This window comes from Leucobacter alluvii, from assembly GCF_039530485.1.
Classification (GTDB): Bacteria; Actinomycetota; Actinomycetes; order Actinomycetales; family Microbacteriaceae; genus Leucobacter; species Leucobacter alluvii.
Genome location: NZ_BAAAOP010000001.1, coordinates 131,664 through 146,372 on the forward strand (window position 1 = coordinate 131,664; position 14,709 = coordinate 146,372).

Genomic DNA, 14,709 nt, shown 5'->3' on the forward strand with positions numbered 1-14,709 from the left:
CGACGACCCCGCTCCCATCCCACCGCTCCGCACCTCACAGAAAGGCGACTCGCATGCACGCACGCACTCGTCTCCCCGGTCGTCCGCTGATCCGCACGCTCGGCGTCGCGCTCCGCGCAATGGCCCTCTGCACACTCGCCCTCGGCATCGCGTACCCGCTGCTCATCACGGGCGTCGCGCACCTGGTCGCACCCGCGCAAGCCGCAGGGTCGCTCGTCACCGGACCGAGCGGCGACGTCGTCGGATCATCGCTCCTCGGACAGCCGTTCGCCGACGATGACGGCGCGCCGTCGGCCGAGTATTTCCAGCCCCGACCTTCGGCAGCGGGCGACGGATACGACGGCGCCGTGTCCTCCGGGTCGAACCTCGGCCCGGAACACGCCGACCTCATCGCCGCGATCGAAGAGCGACGCACCGAGATCGCCGACTTCAACGGCGTCTCCGAAGCTGCGGTTCCCGCCGACGCCGTCACCGCGTCGGCTTCCGGCCTCGACCCGCACATCAGCCCCGCGTACGCGGAGATCCAGGTGGACCGGGTCGCCGCAGCACGAGGCCTCGATGCGGCCGACGTGCGATCGATCGTCGCGGAGCACACGAGTTCGGCGGATCTCGGATTCCTCGGACAGCCACGAGTCAATATCCTGGAGCTCAACGTGGCGCTCGACGCCGCGCACCCCGCACCGGTAACCGAATCGCAGCTCGATGAGCAGCAGGACGCGAAGCCCAGCGGGTCGTCCGGCGAATCCGAGGAGTGACGATGACGAAACGGGGGCGTCTCCGCGTGCTGCTCGGCGCCGCCCCCGGTGTCGGCAAGACGTTCGCCATGCTCGAGGAGGCCAGGCGAATCCGGGCCGACGGCGTCGACGTGGCGATCGCTTTCGTCGAGACGCACGGACGCGCGGCGACCGCAGCCATGGCCGACGGACTTCCAGAGGTGGCGCGCACGACCGTGACGCACCGCGGGGTCGCCCTGGAGGAGATGGATCTCGATGCCGTGCTCGAACGGCATCCGACCGTCGCCCTGGTCGATGAGCTCGCGCACACGAACGCGCCCGGCGGCGCGCACGAGAAGCGCTGGCAGGACGTCGACGTGCTGCTCGCAGCCGGGATCGACGTCATCTCGACACTCAACATCCAACACATCGAATCGTTGAACGACGTGGTGGAGCAAATCACCGGCGCCCCGCAGCGCGAGACCGTGCCCGACCGCTTTCTCCGCGGCGCGGACCAGGTCGAGGTCGTCGATCTCGCCCCGCAGGCCCTGCGCGACCGGCTCGCGAGCGGCACCGTCTACCCGGCCGAACGCATCGACGCGGCGCTCTCCAACTACTTCCGCATCGGCAACCTCACCGCACTGCGCGAGCTCGCGCTGCTGTGGCTGGCCGATGAAGTCGACCAGGCGCTCAAGGGATACCGTGCCGAGCACGGCATCAGCAGCACCTGGGAGGCGCGCGAGCGGGTCGTCGTCGCGCTCACGGGAGGGCCCGAGGGGGAGACCCTGCTCCGACGCGGGGCCAGGATCGCCGCGCGCTCGGCCGGCGGCGAGCTGCTCGCGGTGCACGTCTCGAGCCAGGACGGGCTGCGCACGGAGCACCCCGCCGCGCTCACCCAGCAGCGGGCCCTCGTCGAGAAACTCGGCGGCACCTACCACCAGGTGATCGGCGAGGATGTGCCGACAGCGCTCGTCGAGTTCGCGCGCTCCGTGAACGCGACCCAGCTCGTGCTCGGCGCGAGCCGGCGGGGTCGTGCCGCTGCGGCGCTGACGGGGCCGGGGATCGGTGCCACCGTGGTGCGAGAATCGGGCGACATCGACGTGCACATGGTGAACCACGCCGAAGGCGTGCGCCGCCTCGCCCTGCCGCGCCGCACCGGAGCGCTCACCGCGCGGCGCAGACTGCTCGGCTTCGCACTCGCGATCGTCGGCGGCCCGCTGCTCACGTGGCTGCTCGCCTCGGTGCGCAGCGACGACTCGATCACGAGCGACGTGCTCAGCTATCAGCTGCTCGTCGTGCTCGTGGCGCTCGTCGGAGGCATCTGGCCGGCGCTCTTCGCGGCGGTGCTCTCCGGCCTCACGCTCGACTTCTTCTTCATCGAGCCCCTGTACGCCGTGCACATCCACGAGCCGCTCCACCTGCTCGCGGTCGCGCTGTACGTGGTCATCGCGGTGCTCGTGAGCGTGATCGTCGACCGCGCGGCGAGGTACACGCGTGCGGCGCGCAGGTCGGCCGCCGAAGCGGAGCTCATCCAGACCATCGCCGGCAGCGTGCTGCGCGGCGACGACGCGCTGCAGGCCCTGGTCGATCGCACGCGGGAGGCGTTCGGGCTCCGCGGCGCACGTCTCGTCGATGCGACGGGCGCCGAGCTCGCCGCATCCGGACAGCCGACGACGCCCTCCCGCGACGGCATCGAGATCCCCGTCGGAGCCGACGCGACGCTCGAGCTCAGCGGCGCCGAGTTGGCTGCCTCCGAGCGCCGTCTGCTCACCGTCGTCGCATCGCAGCTCTCGGCGGCGCTCGAACATCGCCGGCTCGAGCGCACGGCGCGCGAGATCGAGCCGATCGCGGCGTCCGATCGCGTGCGCGGCGCCCTGCTCTCAGCGCTCAGCCATGACCTGCGCCGCCCGCTCGCCGCCGCGACCGCCGCCATCGGAGGGCTCCGAGCGGCCGGCATCTCCCTGAGCGCCGACGACCGCCGAGAACTCCTCGACACCGCGGCCGAGAGCCTCGGCGGGCTCGGCGCCCTCGTCACCGACCTGCTCGACGTCACCCGCATCCAAGCCGGGGCGCTGTCGATCCGCGTCGCCTCGACCGACCCGGAATCCGTGATCGCCCCCGCTCTCGACGAACTCGGGATGGGGCCGAACGAGGTGTCGCTCGCGCTGCAGCACGGGGACGCCTCGGTGCAGGCCGATCCCGTGCTGCTGCAGCGCGTTCTGGTGAATCTGCTCGCGAACGCGTCGCGCTACAGCCCCGCGGGAGAGCGCGTGCTCGTCACCACGAGCACCTTCGCCGATCGCCTCGAGATCCGCATCATCGACCACGGGCCGGGCATCGCGGCGGAGAAGTACGACGACATCTTCGTACCGTTCCAACGCCTCGGCGATACCGACAACTCGACTGGGCTGGGACTCGGGCTCGCCCTATCGCGCGGGTTCGTCGACTCGATGCACGGCACGCTGCTGCCCGAAGACACGCCGGGCGGGGGCCTCACCATGGTGGTCTCGCTCCCGGTGACGCCCGCCGTGCCAGTGTCCGATTCCGCACCGTCTGGAGACCTCAGCTGATGAAGATCCTCATCGCCGACGACGATCCGCAGATCTTGCGCGCGCTGCGCATCACGCTCACCGCGAAGGGATACGACGTGTTCGTCGCCGCAGACGGCGCCCAGGCGATCGCGGCGGCGATCGACCATCGCCCAGACCTCTTCCTGCTCGACCTCGGCATGCCCATGCTCAACGGCATCGAAGTGATCGAGGCGATCAGGGGATGGTCGCAGGCGCCGATTCTCGTGGTGTCCGGTCGGGCGGGCGCCGCCGACAAGGTCGACGCGCTCGATGCCGGCGCCGACGACTACGTGACGAAGCCGTTCGCCATCGAGGAACTGCTGGCTCGCATCCGGGCGCTCTCGCGACGCGTGGTGCGCGATGCAGCGGTGCCCGTGGTGCGGCTCGGCGACGTCACGGTCGACCTCGCGGCGAGAAGCGTCACCCGCTCTTCGCCGGAGGGGGAGCAGCAGATCAGACTCACCCCGACCGAGTGGCAGGTTCTGGAGCTGCTGATCCGCAACCCGGGCCGTCTCGTGACGCGGCAGACGCTGCTCACCTCCATCTGGGGTTCCGAGCACATCGAAGACACGGGGTATCTCAGGCTCTACCTGTCGCAGCTGCGGAAGAAGATCGAGGCGGATCCCGCCAATCCCGTCCACCTCATCACGGAGGCCGGGATGGGCTACCGCTTGGAGCACGTCACCTCCTGAGCCTCAGGCGTCCACTCGCGCCTGTGTCGCGCCCGTGACGCGCCTGTGACGCGCCTGCGCCGCGCCGCGTCATGAGCTCGGGCGAGATCTGCAACGTCCCCGTCCCCGTCCCCGTCCCCGCGGTCGGGGTCACTTGCGGAGTGTGTCGAGCGCCCCTCGCGGTGCGACACGCTCCGCAAGTGACCCTGACCGAAAAGAAGCGGTAGTAAGTGTTGCAGAGTAGCGGTACCTAGTGTTACTCTCTAGCTGTAGTCAGTAACACCGAGTAGCTAGGGGCGGCGCATGGCCACGCAGATGACCGAGATGCTGAAGGGCACCCTCGAGGGGATCGTGCTTGCGATACTCGCGGAGCGCTCCGCGTACGGATACGAGATCACCGCGTCCCTGCGAGAACGCGGCTTCGAAGACATCGCCGAGGGCACGATCTACGCCCTGCTCGTGCGCATCGAGCAGAAGGGGCTCGTCTCGGTCGAGAAGGTGCCCTCGGAGAAAGGCCCGCCGCGCAAGGTGTACTCGCTCGGCGATGCGGGGCGGGCACGGCTCGCGGAGTTCTGGGAGTCCTGGGACTTTCTCGCCGCGCACATCGACGCACTGCGCGCTCCGGCGAACCCCGGAACCCAACCCACCCCTGCGCCCGGCGCGAATTCGGCGCCCGGCACGAACCCTGATGTCCGCACGAATGGAGTACACGCATGACCGCGAAATGGATCGAGACGCTCACGGGCTCTCTCGAAGAGAAGAAGCAGTACAAGGCCGCGACAGCACGCATCGAGGCGCTGCCCGCGCCGTACTCGGACGTCGCCCGAGCGCTGCAGCGCTACTTCCTGTACTACGGCATGATCAGCGACGGATCGGTGCTCACCGCAATGGTCGCGGACCACGCGGACCTGTGGGAACGCGCAGCGCTCGACGGTGCCTCGGTGCGCGACATCATCGGTGACGATCCGGTGGAGTTCGCCGAGACGTTCGCCGCCGCGTACTCCGACAAGCAGTGGATCGACAAGGAGCGGGCGCGCCTGCGCACTGCGGTCGCCGCAGCCGAGTCCACGGGCGATCGTCGGTAGCGATCATGAACACGACTCTGCAGCGACCCGCGGCGTTGAGCGTGCGCGGGGTCGCGAAGTCCTTCGGCACCACTCCCGTGCTGCGCGGCGTCGACTTCGATGTCGAAGCCGGCACGGTCTTCGCCCTGCTCGGATCGAACGGGGCGGGGAAGACCACGCTGATCCGCATTCTCGCCACCCTGCTGCAGCCGGACTCCGGCACCGCGACCGTCCTCGAGTGCGATGTGGCGGGTGAGCCGGAGTCCGTGCGGCGGGCGATCAGCCTCACGGGTCAGTTCGCCGCGGTCGATGAGGTTCTGACCGGCCGCGAGAATCTGCATCTCGTCGCTCGGCTCCGCCACGTGGACCGGCCGGCGCAGGTCGCCGACGAGATGTTGCGCAGGTTCTCGCTCGACGAGGCCGGGGACCGGCGGGCGGGGGAGTACTCGGGCGGGATGCGACGGCGACTCGACATCGCCATGAGCCTGGTCGGCGATCCTCCGATCCTCTTCCTCGACGAGCCGACCACGGGCCTCGACCCGCAGTCGCGCATCGAGGTGTGGAACCTCGTCCGTGAGCTTGTGGCGGCGGGCACCACGGTGCTGCTGACGACGCAGTACCGCGACGAGGCGGAGCATCTCGCCGATCGCATCGCGATCCTGCACGAGGGGCGCATCGCGCGTCAGGGCACCCTGGCCGAGCTCAGATCGCTCCTGCCGAGACGGCAGCCCGTGCTCATCGAGCCGGAGCCGACGCTCGAAGACATCTTCCTCGCACTCGTCTCGAACGCGTCCGAGCCGGTTGCCGGAGCGGGGGTGGACTCATGACCGCGCACGCGCTCGCCGATGCCGGCGCGCTCACCGGGCGTTCGCTGCGGCACGTTCTGCGCAGCCCGGACACGATCATCACGACGGTCGTGACGCCCGTCGCCCTCATGCTGCTGTTCGTCTACGTGCTCGGCGGAGCGATCCGCATCGACGGCGCGGGGGCGTACATCGACTACATGCTGCCGGGGATCCTGCTCATCACGGTCGCCTCCGGGGTCGCGTACACCGCATACCGGCTCTTCCTCGATCGGCAGAGCGGCATCTTCGAGCGTTTCAGGTCGATGCCGATCGCCCGTTCGAGCGCGCTCTGGGCGCACGTGCTGACCTCGATGCTCGCGAATCTCGTATCGGTGGCCGTGGTGGTGGGCGTCGCCCTGCTCATGGGGTTTCGCACGAGCGCCTCATTCGGTGCGAGGCTCGGCGCCGTCGGCATCATCGCGCTCTTCACGCTCGCACTCACCTGGATCGCCGTCGTCGCAGGGCTCACCGCGCGATCGGTCGACGGCGCGAGCGCGTTCAGCTACCCGCTGATCTTTCTGCCGTTCGTCAGTTCGGCGTTCGTGCCGACCGATTCGATGCCGGGGCCGGTGGCCTGGTTCGCGCAGCATCAGCCCGTGACGGCGATCGTCGATACACTGCGAGCGCTGTTCGCGGGGGAGCCGATCGGAGCCGAGATCTGGGTCGCTCTCGCGTGGCTGCTCGCGATCCTCGTGCTCGCAGCCGGAGCGGCGACGCTCCTCAGTCGTCGCCGCTCGTAGGCGCGGGCGGTGCGCCCCGCCGCCCCGCCCGCGCCCGCCCCGCCGCCGCGCCCGCCCCGCCGCCGCGCCCGCCGCTCTCCGCAAGCGGGGTCAGTTCGGGAGGGTGTCGGGCGCTGCAAGAGCTGCGACACCCTCCCGAACTGACCCCGCTCGTGCGCGGGTCACGGCTTCGGCGCGCTCGCCGGCTCCCAGATGTAGATGCCCTCGCGCTGCTCCTCCTCGTCGCCTGGCCGGAGCGAGATGCCCTTGCGGTCGCGCAGCAGCAGCGTGGCGATGAGGCCGATCACGGTCATGCCGACCAGGTAGAGCGTGACCGAGGTCGACGTTCCCGTGGTCTGCTGCAGCCAGGCGGCGATGGTCGGAGCGAACGCGCCGCCGAGAATCGCGCCGATCGCGTACGAGATCGAGACGCCCGAGAACCGCACGGAGGCGGGGAACATCTCGGAGTACCAGGCCGACTGGGGGCCGTAGGTGAAGCCGAGTCCGACCGTCAGCAGCATGAGCCCCGACGCGAGCAGTACCGGGTTCGCGGTGTTCACGAGCGGGAACAGCGCGAAAAGCGCGGCGCCCTGCAGGATCCAGCCGAAGATGTACGTGGTGCGACGGCCGATGCGGTCGCAGATCCACCCCGCGATGAATGTCGAGATGAGCCACGTGACCGATGAGGCGGTCACGGCCCAGAGTACGTCGCCGCGGTCGAGGCCGACGGGGCCCTCGGGGTTCGTCGCGTAGTTCTGCACGTATCCGCCGGTCGTCATGTACCCCACCGCGTTGTTGCCGGCGAAGACGAGTGCGGCGAGGATCACGAGCGGCGTGAAGCGCGCGAACAGTTTGACGATGGGGGCGCCGGTCTGCTCCTCACGTTCGGCGATCTCGGTGAACACGGGGCTCTCCTCGACCCGGCGTCGCACCCAGTAGCCGACGAGGATCAGGACGATGGAGAACAGGAAGGGGATGCGCCAGCCCCAGTCGAGGAAGGCGTCCCCGGGGAAGATGATGTTCATGATCGCGAGCATCGCGCTCGCGAGAAGCAGGCCGATCGGCACGCCGATCTGCGGCATGGCGCCGTAGAGCCCGCGACGGTCGCGCGGAGCGTGCTCGACGGCCATGAGCACGGCACCGCCCCACTCGCCGCCGGCGGAGACGCCCTGCAGGATCCGGAGCAGGATGAGGAGGATCGGCGCCGCGATGCCGATCTGACTGTAGGTCGGGAGGAGGCCGATGAGCACGGTGGCGGCGCCCATGAGGATCAGTGTGACGACGAGCACGATGCGGCGGCCGAAGCGGTCGCCGAAGTGGCCGGCGAGGAACGCGCCGAGGGGGCGGAACAGGAAACTGATGCCGACGGTGAGGAAGGCGAGGATCGTGCCGACGCCCGGGCCGGCCGGTTCGAAGAAGAGCTGGCTGAAGACGAGACCTGCCGCCGAGGCGTAGATGAAGTAGTCGTACCACTCCACGGTGGTGCCGACGACGGTGGCGAAGGCGACCCGACGCCGATCGCTGGATGTGGCGATCGTACCGGTCGGGGTCAGCGATCCTGATGCGGATGCTGGTGACATGCAGACACTCCTTTGTGACGGGATTCGGCGAGGTGACACACCCAAGCCCCAATAATATACGATTTCAAATACGCTTCCGCAAACCGGCCGGTCGCCGGAGCGCGTCGATCGATTTCCCATTGCGCCCACTTTGTCTTAGCATTCTCAGGTTGTTTCCAGTCCGGTCCGCGGGCGGAACCCGAATCAGTGAGACACTCCACCACGCAATGAACTCCGAATCACATCACGCAGCGTCCGGGCCCTCACGGCCGATCTCACCTGAGACAGCTGCCGGCTCGGTGCCGCTCGCGCACAAGAAGCTCCGACCGCGCCACGTCACCATGATCACGCTGGGCGGCATCATCGGCGCGAGCCTCTTCGTCGGTTCGGGAAACGTGATCCGCACCGTCGGGCCGGCCGCCGTGCTCTCGTACCTCATCGGCGGCCTCCTCGTGTTCCTCGCGATGCGCATGCTCGGTGAGATGGCGGCGGCCCGACCGGCGATCGGCTCGTTCATGGAGTACGCGCGCGTCGGTCTGGGCGACTGGGCCGCCTATCTCGTCGGCTGGCTGTACTGGTACTTCTGGGTGGGCGTGCTCGCCTACGAGGCCGTGCTCGGCGGCGAGACCCTGCACGGGTGGTTCCCGGCACTCCCGTCGTGGGTCGGGTCGCTGCTCCTGCTCGCGATCTTCGTCGGCACCAACCTGATCTCCGTGCGCACCTTCGGCGAGGTCGAGTTCTGGCTCGCGAGCGTCAAGGTGCTCGCGATCGTCGTCTTCCTCGGCGCCGGTGTGCTCTTCGCCTTCGGACTCTGGCCCAACGCGACCTACTCGATTCCGAACCTCTGGGAGCACGGCGGCTTCGCCCCCAACGGCTTCGGCGTCGCCTTCACCGGCGTCGCGCTCGTCATCTTCTCGTACTTCGGCACCGAGATCGCGGTCATGGCCTCTGCGGAGTCAGAGGATCCGGCCAAGGGCATCCGTCAGGCGACCAGCACCGTGATCTGGCGCATCCTGCTCTTCTTCGTGGGTGCGGTGCTCGTCATCACCACGATCGTTCCCTGGGACGAGCTGCCGGAGCCGGTCGACGTGGCCTCGGCGCCCTTCACGTATGTCTTCGAGCTCTTCGGGCTTCCGGGGGCGGCGATCGTGATGCAGCTCGTCATCTTCACCGCGGTGATCTCCGTGCTGAACTCGGGGCTCTACTCGGCCTCGCGCATGTTCTCCTCCCTCGCGGAGCAGGGCTTCGCGCCCCGATTCGTCGCGAAGAAGGCGAAGAACGGCGTGCCGGTCGCCGCGCTGCTCGCCTCGACCATCGGCGGAGTCGTCGCGACCGTCGTGAACTTCGCGGCTCCCGATTCCGGCGTCTTCGCGTTCATCATGAACTCGGCCGGACTCGTCGCCCTCTTCGTCTACGTCTTCATCGCACTCACGCAGATGCGCATGCGCCAGAAGATGACCCCGGAGGAAGTCGCGGGGCTCAAGCTCAAGATGTGGCTGCACCCGTGGCTGAATCTGCTGCTCATCGCGGCCATCGTCGCCGTGCTGATCATCATGCTCACGACGGAGGAGGGGCGCACGCAGGTGTGGACGAGTCTCATCGCGACCGGCGTGCTCGTCGTGTGCTGGCCCTTCGTGCGGCGGGTGCGGGCGAAGCGCGCGCGTGCGCAGGCATCGGCGGCGCTCGAGGCCTAACCGTCTCGCGCCGTTGGCGTGTTCAGCGAACAGTGCCACACTGGGAACGTGGCGGATACACAGAATGGCCGGGTCGCGGTCTACCTCGACTTCGATAACATCGTGCTCTCGTGGTACGACCGAGTGCACGGGCGCAATTCGTTCGCGAGGGATCGCCAGCGCATCGCAGAGAACCCGTCCGAGCCCGAGATCGCCGAGCGCCTGCGCGCCGCTGTGGTCGATGTGGGCGCGATCATCGACTACGCATCGTCGTTCGGCACGCTCGTGCTCACGCGGGCGTACGCCGACTGGTCGGCGCCGATGAACGCGGAGTACCGCACGCAGCTCGTCTCGCGCGCGGTCGATCTGGTGCAGCTCTTCCCGGCCGCCGCGTATGCGAAGAACGGCGCCGATATCCGACTGGCGGTCGACACCGTGGAAGACATGTTCCGGCTCGACGACCTGACCCACGTGGTCATCGTCGCGGGCGACTCCGATTACGTGCCGCTCGCCCAGCGCTGCAAGCGGCTCGGCCGGTACGTCGTCGGCATCGGCGTCGCAGGGTCCACCGCGAAGGCGCTGACCGCCGCGTGCGACGAGTTCGCCTCGTACGACGCCCTCCCCGGCATCGAGACCGTGCCGCACGCGCCCGCAGCTCAGCGCGCGCAGCGCGATGACCAGCCCAAGCGGTCGCGCGGCCGCGGCGGCCGGGGTGCCGCGGCGAGCGAGCCAGCAGCCGAGGCCGAGACCGGGGGCACCGTGGAGCAGGACCTCGCGGCTGCGCTCGAGGCCGCTGCGGAGGCGGCCACCGAAGTCGAACCGGGAGACACGATCGACACGATCGAGTCGGGGGAGGACGCGGAGATCGCGGTCACCGGCCTGCTAATCCGCGCGCTCTGGCTGAGCCAGGATAAGGACGACTCCGGCTGGCTGTACAGTTCGGCGGTCAAGCAGCAGATGCGCCGCATGGATCCGTCGTTCAACGAGAAGGCGCTCGGGTTCCGATCCTTCTCCGACTTCTTGAAGTCGCGCTCCGATGTCGCGGAGCTCGAGGAGACCGGGCACGAGCGACTCGTGCGCCTGCGAGACCAGAGCGCGTAGCGCGACGGGATTCAGTGGGCTCCGCGCCTCGGGTCAGGCCGCTCGGGCGCTGCCCAGCAGATATCGCCGCACACCGGCGGCCGCCGACCGGCCAGCCCGATTCGCTCCGATCGTGCTCGCGGACGGGCCGTATCCGACGAGCTGCACGCGCGCGTCGGCGACCGCAGTCGTGCCGCGCCCGCCGCGATCGAGCTGGATGCCGCCGGCCGCGCTCCGCAGATGCAGCGGCGCGAGGTGCGCGATGGCCGGGCGGAACCCGGTCGCCCACAGTATGATGTCAACGCGTTGGAACGTGCCGTCGGCCCACCGCACCCCGTCGCGCTCGACGCTCGCGAACATCGGCCGCCGCCCGCGATACGCCCCGAGGCGCTCGGCCTCGCGTTCCTGCTCGCGCAGCATGAGGCCGGTGACACTCACGACGCTCTGCGGAGGCAGGCCGGCTGCGACGCGCTGCTCGACGAGCGCCACGGAGGCGGCTCCGGCCTCCGGGGTGAAATCGTCGGTGCGCCACACGGGCTCGCTCCTGGTCACCCAGATCGTGTCGGCGAGCGGAGCGATCGCTCCCAGGAACTGCACCGCCGAAGCGCCGCCGCCGACCACGAGCGTCCGCTTGCCGATGAAGTGCTGGGGTCCTGGATATCCGACCGTGTGGAACTGCTCGCCGGCGAACGCCTCCATGCCAGGGTAGCGCGGCACGAACGGCTGCGACCACGTGCCCGTGGCATTGACGAGGGTGCGCGAGCGCAGGCTCCGGTCGCCGGTGGTGACGACGAGCGTCTCGGGATCCTGCGCGTCGTTCTGCACGCGGTCGACGTGCGCGGGCCGGATCACCGGCAGTGCGTGCTCCCGCTCGTACTCGGTGAAGTAAGCGGGAATGGCGGCGTTCGCCCGGTCCTCGGTGCGCGGGGGCGGAAGCGAACCGGGAAGCTCGGCGACGCCGTGCACGTCTCGCATCGTGAGCGCATCCCAGCGATGCTGCCACGCACCACCCGGCTCGCGGTCGGCGTCGAGCACCAGGTGCCGGATGCCGAGCCGCTGCAGGTGGAACGAGGCCGACAGTCCGGCCTGCCCGGCACCGATGACGATGCTGTCGAGGAGGCCGGTGTCGTTCACAGCAGGTGCAACCGGCGGTGAGCGGAACCCATTCCCGGCGGGGTCAGGCGGAGCGCTGCGTCCGCAGTTCCGCGAGCTCGCGGCCTGAACGAGTCGCGTCTGCTTCGGCCTGCTCCTTGAGCGACGCCGCCAGATCCGCGAAGGCGTCGAGTGCGGGGTTCACGCCGACGAGGGTGAACGGCCGCTCGACGATGCGCAGATCGAGGCCCCACACGTCCTCGAGCACTCGGCGCAGCCACGGGGTGGAGTGATCCCAGCCCTCCTTCGGGGTGCCGGGCCCGTAGTTGCCGCCGAGCACGGTGACGAGTGTCGCCGGCTTGCCCTGCAGGGCGGTGCCTTCGGGGTTGATGCGCGGGTCGGTGTACGCGACGTCGAACCAGGTCTTGAAGTGCTGCGAGACGCCGAAGTTGTAGAGCGGTACCGTGAAGAGGAGCGCGTCGGCCGTGATGAGTTCATCTGCGAGCGTCGTGGCGAATGCCATCGCGTCGCGCTGCGCTGGGCTCCGTTCGCTCTCGGGAACGAACCCGCCCGTGACGGCGGCCTGCCACACCTCGGCGGAGACGGGCTCGGCGGCGAGGTCGCGGCGCACCACGTCCGTCTCGGGATGAGAGTCGACCCACTCCTGCTCGACGCGGTCGCCGAGCGCGCGGCTCGCGGAGGTTGCGGGGAGGATGCTCGCATCCAGGCGGAAGAATGTCATGCGGACTCCGATTCATTGATTATGAGTCGCTCATATTTTCGGAGTGACTTCGGCGAGTGTAGCACCGTAGAATGTGGGTATGGAAGCCCCGCAGCACGATCGGCACGAGTGCGACGCCGCCGTCAGCCTCGCGTTCTCGATCCTCGGGAAGCGTTGGAACGGCATGATCATCGACGCCCTCGGCGACGGTCCACTCGCCTTCGCGGAGGTGCGCCGGGCGGTCCCCGGTATCAGCGACGCGGTGCTCTCCGACCGCCTCGCGGAGCTCGCCGAGGCGAAGCTCGTCTCCCGGACCGTCGCTCCCGGCCCGCCCGTTTCGGTGTCGTATGCGCTCACCGTCGGCGGCGAGCAGCTCGTGCCGGTGCTCGCCGACCTGGGGAAGTGGGCGTCCGCGAACCTGACCCCAGCCCCTCGCCGGGACTGACAGGGGCGTCGCGACGCGTCAGTTCGGGAAGGCTGGGCGCTGCTCGCCCGCCGACCGCGGGATCAGCAGCGACAGCACCAGCGCGATCACGCCGGCGGCGATCGCCAGCCAGAAGCAGACGTCGAATGCGGCGCGGCTCGGGATCGACTGCCCGTTGAACTCGATCGTCATCGAGGCGAGCACCCCGCCCATGACCGCGGACGCGCTCGAAGTGCCGACCGACCGGAACAGCGCGTTGAGCCCGTTCGACGCTCCCGTCTCATGCGCGGGCACCGACCGCATGATGATCATCGGCATCGCTGCGAAGCTGAACCCGATGCCCACGCCGATGAAGAGGTTCGCCGCGAAGATGTGCCACACCTCGCTCGACCAGAGCAGCACGAACACGTACGCGAGCACGATCGCGGCCGTGCCGGCGGTGAACAGCGGCCTGGGGCCGACGGTGCGCTCGAGCCAGCCGGAGAGGGGGGACAGGATCATCATCACGATCCCGGCCGGCATCACGATGAGCGCGGCCTGCATCATGTCGAGACCGAAGCCGGATTCCGACGCGACGGGCAGCTCAAGCAGCTGGGGGAACGCGACGTTGGAGGAGAACAGGGCGAACCCCATGCCGATCGCCGCGACATTCGTGAAGAGCACGGCGGGGCGAGCGGCGACGCGGAGATCGAGCAGCGGATCCTTCGCTCGCAACTGGTACCAGCCCCAGAGCAGCAGCACGACGACGCCGCCGATGATGGTCGTGAGCGTCAGGGGCGAGGTCCAGCCCCACTGCGCCCCGCGCGAAACGAAGAGCAGAATCCCCGAGAGGCCGACTGCGAGGCCGAAGGCTCCGAGGATGTCGAGACGACCGCCGGAACGCAGCACGTCGCCCGGAACGCACCAGGCGATCATCGGGACCCCGAGCACTCCGAGCCCGGCCGCGAGCCAGAAGAGCGCGTGCCAGTCGGCGTTGATCGCGAGGTAGGCGGCGAGCGGCATGCCGACGGCGCCGCCGACTCCCATGGTCGCGCTCATCAGCGCCACTGCGGTGCTCAGTCGCTCGGGCGGCAGCACGTCGCGCATGATCGCGATGCCGAGCGGAATCACTCCCGTCACCGCGCCCTGCAATGCGCGACCGATGATCACGCCGACGATCGAGCCGGCGACCGCGGCGATCACCGATCCGACCACGAGCAGGGCGAGCAGCACGAGGGCGACCCGCTTCTTGCCGAAGAGGTCGCCGAGCCGTCCCGAGATCGGCGTCGCGATGGCGGCGACGAGCAGCGTGATGGTGACCACCCATGACGTGTCTTCGCGGGAGGCATCCAGCAGCCTCGGGAGTTCGGCTTGGAGCGGAACGACGAGGGTGAACATGAACGAGGAGCAGAGCCCCGCATACGCGAGCGCTGCGACCGTGGCCCAGCGCGGCGGGGTGCGGGAGAGGCGGCTTCTGCCTCCCCGATCCGCATTCCTCACGCACACACCCTATCGGTGCGGGCGGTCGGGGAGGGGGCTCGGCGGGCGAGCGGATGCCGGCCCCGGAGTCGACGCACGTGCCTGCACCGCCCTCGCCCG

The 14,709-nt window shown here is 69.3% G+C and carries 14 protein-coding genes; 10 read left to right on the forward strand and 4 right to left on the reverse strand.

Annotated features, from left to right (window positions below; translation table 11 throughout):
* Window positions 1-53: 53 nt before the first annotated feature.
* From kdpC to ABFX18_RS00645, 7 genes are all read left to right on the forward strand, one after another.
* The gene (gene kdpC / locus ABFX18_RS00615; protein ID WP_346057010.1) at window positions 54-755 is read left to right on the forward strand and encodes a potassium-transporting ATPase subunit KdpC; all 702 of its coding nucleotides are present in this window, start codon (window positions 54-56) and stop codon (window positions 753-755) included.
* A gap of 2 nt (window positions 756-757) precedes the next feature.
* The gene (locus tag ABFX18_RS00620; RefSeq protein WP_346057012.1) at window positions 758-3,283 is read left to right on the forward strand and encodes a DUF4118 domain-containing protein; all 2,526 of its coding nucleotides are present in this window, start codon (window positions 758-760) and stop codon (window positions 3,281-3,283) included.
* Window positions 3,283-3,975, forward strand: a complete 693-nt coding sequence (locus tag ABFX18_RS00625; RefSeq protein ID WP_090151107.1) for a response regulator — start codon at window positions 3,283-3,285, stop codon at window positions 3,973-3,975. Before ABFX18_RS00620 ends, ABFX18_RS00625 begins: the two co-directional genes overlap by 1 nt.
* 282 nt (window positions 3,976-4,257) lie before the next feature.
* On the forward strand, window positions 4,258-4,671 hold the full coding sequence (locus ABFX18_RS00630) for a PadR family transcriptional regulator (protein WP_346057015.1): 414 nt from the start codon (window positions 4,258-4,260) through the stop codon (window positions 4,669-4,671).
* Window positions 4,668-5,039: a DUF1048 domain-containing protein gene (locus tag ABFX18_RS00635; RefSeq protein ID WP_090151105.1), complete on the forward strand. Its 372-nt coding sequence runs from the start codon at window positions 4,668-4,670 to the stop codon at window positions 5,037-5,039. Before ABFX18_RS00630 ends, ABFX18_RS00635 begins: the two co-directional genes overlap by 4 nt.
* Window positions 5,040-5,044: 5 nt before the next feature.
* Window positions 5,045-5,845 carry an ABC transporter ATP-binding protein gene (locus ABFX18_RS00640; protein WP_346057018.1) on the forward strand — a complete coding sequence of 267 codons (801 nt, stop codon included), beginning with the start codon at window positions 5,045-5,047 and terminating at the stop codon, window positions 5,843-5,845.
* Window positions 5,842-6,603 (forward strand): ABC transporter permease, encoded by a 762-nt coding sequence (locus tag ABFX18_RS00645; RefSeq protein ID WP_346057020.1) that lies wholly within the window; start codon window positions 5,842-5,844, stop codon window positions 6,601-6,603. Before ABFX18_RS00640 ends, ABFX18_RS00645 begins: the two co-directional genes overlap by 4 nt.
* Window positions 6,604-6,764: 161 nt before the next feature.
* Here ABFX18_RS00645 and ABFX18_RS00650 read toward each other — a convergent pair whose 3' ends face one another.
* Window positions 6,765-8,162, reverse strand: a complete 1,398-nt coding sequence (locus ABFX18_RS00650) for an MFS transporter (protein WP_346057022.1) — start codon at window positions 8,160-8,162, stop codon at window positions 6,765-6,767.
* A 206-nt stretch (window positions 8,163-8,368) separates the two neighbouring features.
* Between ABFX18_RS00650 and ABFX18_RS00655 the strand changes: the two genes are divergently transcribed.
* Together ABFX18_RS00655 and ABFX18_RS00660 are read left to right on the forward strand one after the other, a co-directional pair.
* Window positions 8,369-9,835, forward strand: a complete 1,467-nt coding sequence (locus ABFX18_RS00655) for an amino acid permease (RefSeq protein WP_336662447.1) — start codon at window positions 8,369-8,371, stop codon at window positions 9,833-9,835.
* A 48-nt stretch (window positions 9,836-9,883) separates the two neighbouring features.
* Window positions 9,884-10,915, forward strand: coding sequence for an NYN domain-containing protein (locus ABFX18_RS00660; RefSeq protein WP_200331301.1), 1,032 nt, complete (start codon window positions 9,884-9,886; stop codon window positions 10,913-10,915).
* A 33-nt stretch (window positions 10,916-10,948) separates the two neighbouring features.
* Here the strand turns inward: ABFX18_RS00660 and ABFX18_RS00665 are convergent, their stop codons facing one another.
* Both ABFX18_RS00665 and ABFX18_RS00670 read right to left on the reverse strand, forming a co-directional pair.
* Entirely contained in the window at window positions 10,949-12,028 is a 1,080-nt protein-coding gene (locus tag ABFX18_RS00665; RefSeq protein WP_346057025.1) for a flavin-containing monooxygenase, read from the reverse strand.
* Window positions 12,029-12,071: 43 nt separating this feature from the next.
* The gene (locus ABFX18_RS00670; RefSeq protein ID WP_090151083.1) at window positions 12,072-12,728 is read right to left on the reverse strand and encodes an NAD(P)H-dependent oxidoreductase; all 657 of its coding nucleotides are present in this window, start codon (window positions 12,726-12,728) and stop codon (window positions 12,072-12,074) included.
* Between the two features lie 79 nt (window positions 12,729-12,807).
* Here ABFX18_RS00670 and ABFX18_RS00675 point away from each other — a divergent pair, with 79 nt between their 5' ends.
* Window positions 12,808-13,152: a winged helix-turn-helix transcriptional regulator gene (locus ABFX18_RS00675; RefSeq protein ID WP_090151080.1), complete on the forward strand. Its 345-nt coding sequence runs from the start codon at window positions 12,808-12,810 to the stop codon at window positions 13,150-13,152.
* A gap of 18 nt (window positions 13,153-13,170) precedes the next feature.
* Here the strand turns inward: ABFX18_RS00675 and ABFX18_RS00680 are convergent, their stop codons facing one another.
* Window positions 13,171-14,610, reverse strand: coding sequence for an MFS transporter (locus ABFX18_RS00680; RefSeq protein WP_346057028.1), 1,440 nt, complete (start codon window positions 14,608-14,610; stop codon window positions 13,171-13,173).
* Window positions 14,611-14,709 lie beyond the last annotated feature (99 nt).

Bases quoted from the DNA above. Each gene is read 5' to 3' on its own strand.
- ABFX18_RS00635 (WP_090151105.1), top strand. From the start codon at position 4,668: ATGACCGCGAAATGGATCGAGACGCTCACGGGCTCTCTCGAAGAGAAG.
- ABFX18_RS00650 (WP_346057022.1), bottom strand. From the start codon at position 8,162: ATGTCACCAGCATCCGCATCAGGATCGCTGACCCCGACCGGTACGATC.
- kdpC (WP_346057010.1), top strand. From the start codon at position 54: ATGCACGCACGCACTCGTCTCCCCGGTCGTCCGCTGATCCGCACGCTC.
- ABFX18_RS00630 (WP_346057015.1), top strand. From the start codon at position 4,258: ATGGCCACGCAGATGACCGAGATGCTGAAGGGCACCCTCGAGGGGATC.
- ABFX18_RS00620 (WP_346057012.1), top strand. From the start codon at position 758: ATGACGAAACGGGGGCGTCTCCGCGTGCTGCTCGGCGCCGCCCCCGGT.
- ABFX18_RS00670 (WP_090151083.1), bottom strand. From the start codon at position 12,728: ATGACATTCTTCCGCCTGGATGCGAGCATCCTCCCCGCAACCTCCGCG.
- ABFX18_RS00645 (WP_346057020.1), top strand. From the start codon at position 5,842: ATGACCGCGCACGCGCTCGCCGATGCCGGCGCGCTCACCGGGCGTTCG.
- ABFX18_RS00655 (WP_336662447.1), top strand. From the start codon at position 8,369: ATGAACTCCGAATCACATCACGCAGCGTCCGGGCCCTCACGGCCGATC.
- ABFX18_RS00675 (WP_090151080.1), top strand. From the start codon at position 12,808: ATGGAAGCCCCGCAGCACGATCGGCACGAGTGCGACGCCGCCGTCAGC.
- ABFX18_RS00625 (WP_090151107.1), top strand. From the start codon at position 3,283: ATGAAGATCCTCATCGCCGACGACGATCCGCAGATCTTGCGCGCGCTG.
- ABFX18_RS00640 (WP_346057018.1), top strand. From the start codon at position 5,045: ATGAACACGACTCTGCAGCGACCCGCGGCGTTGAGCGTGCGCGGGGTC.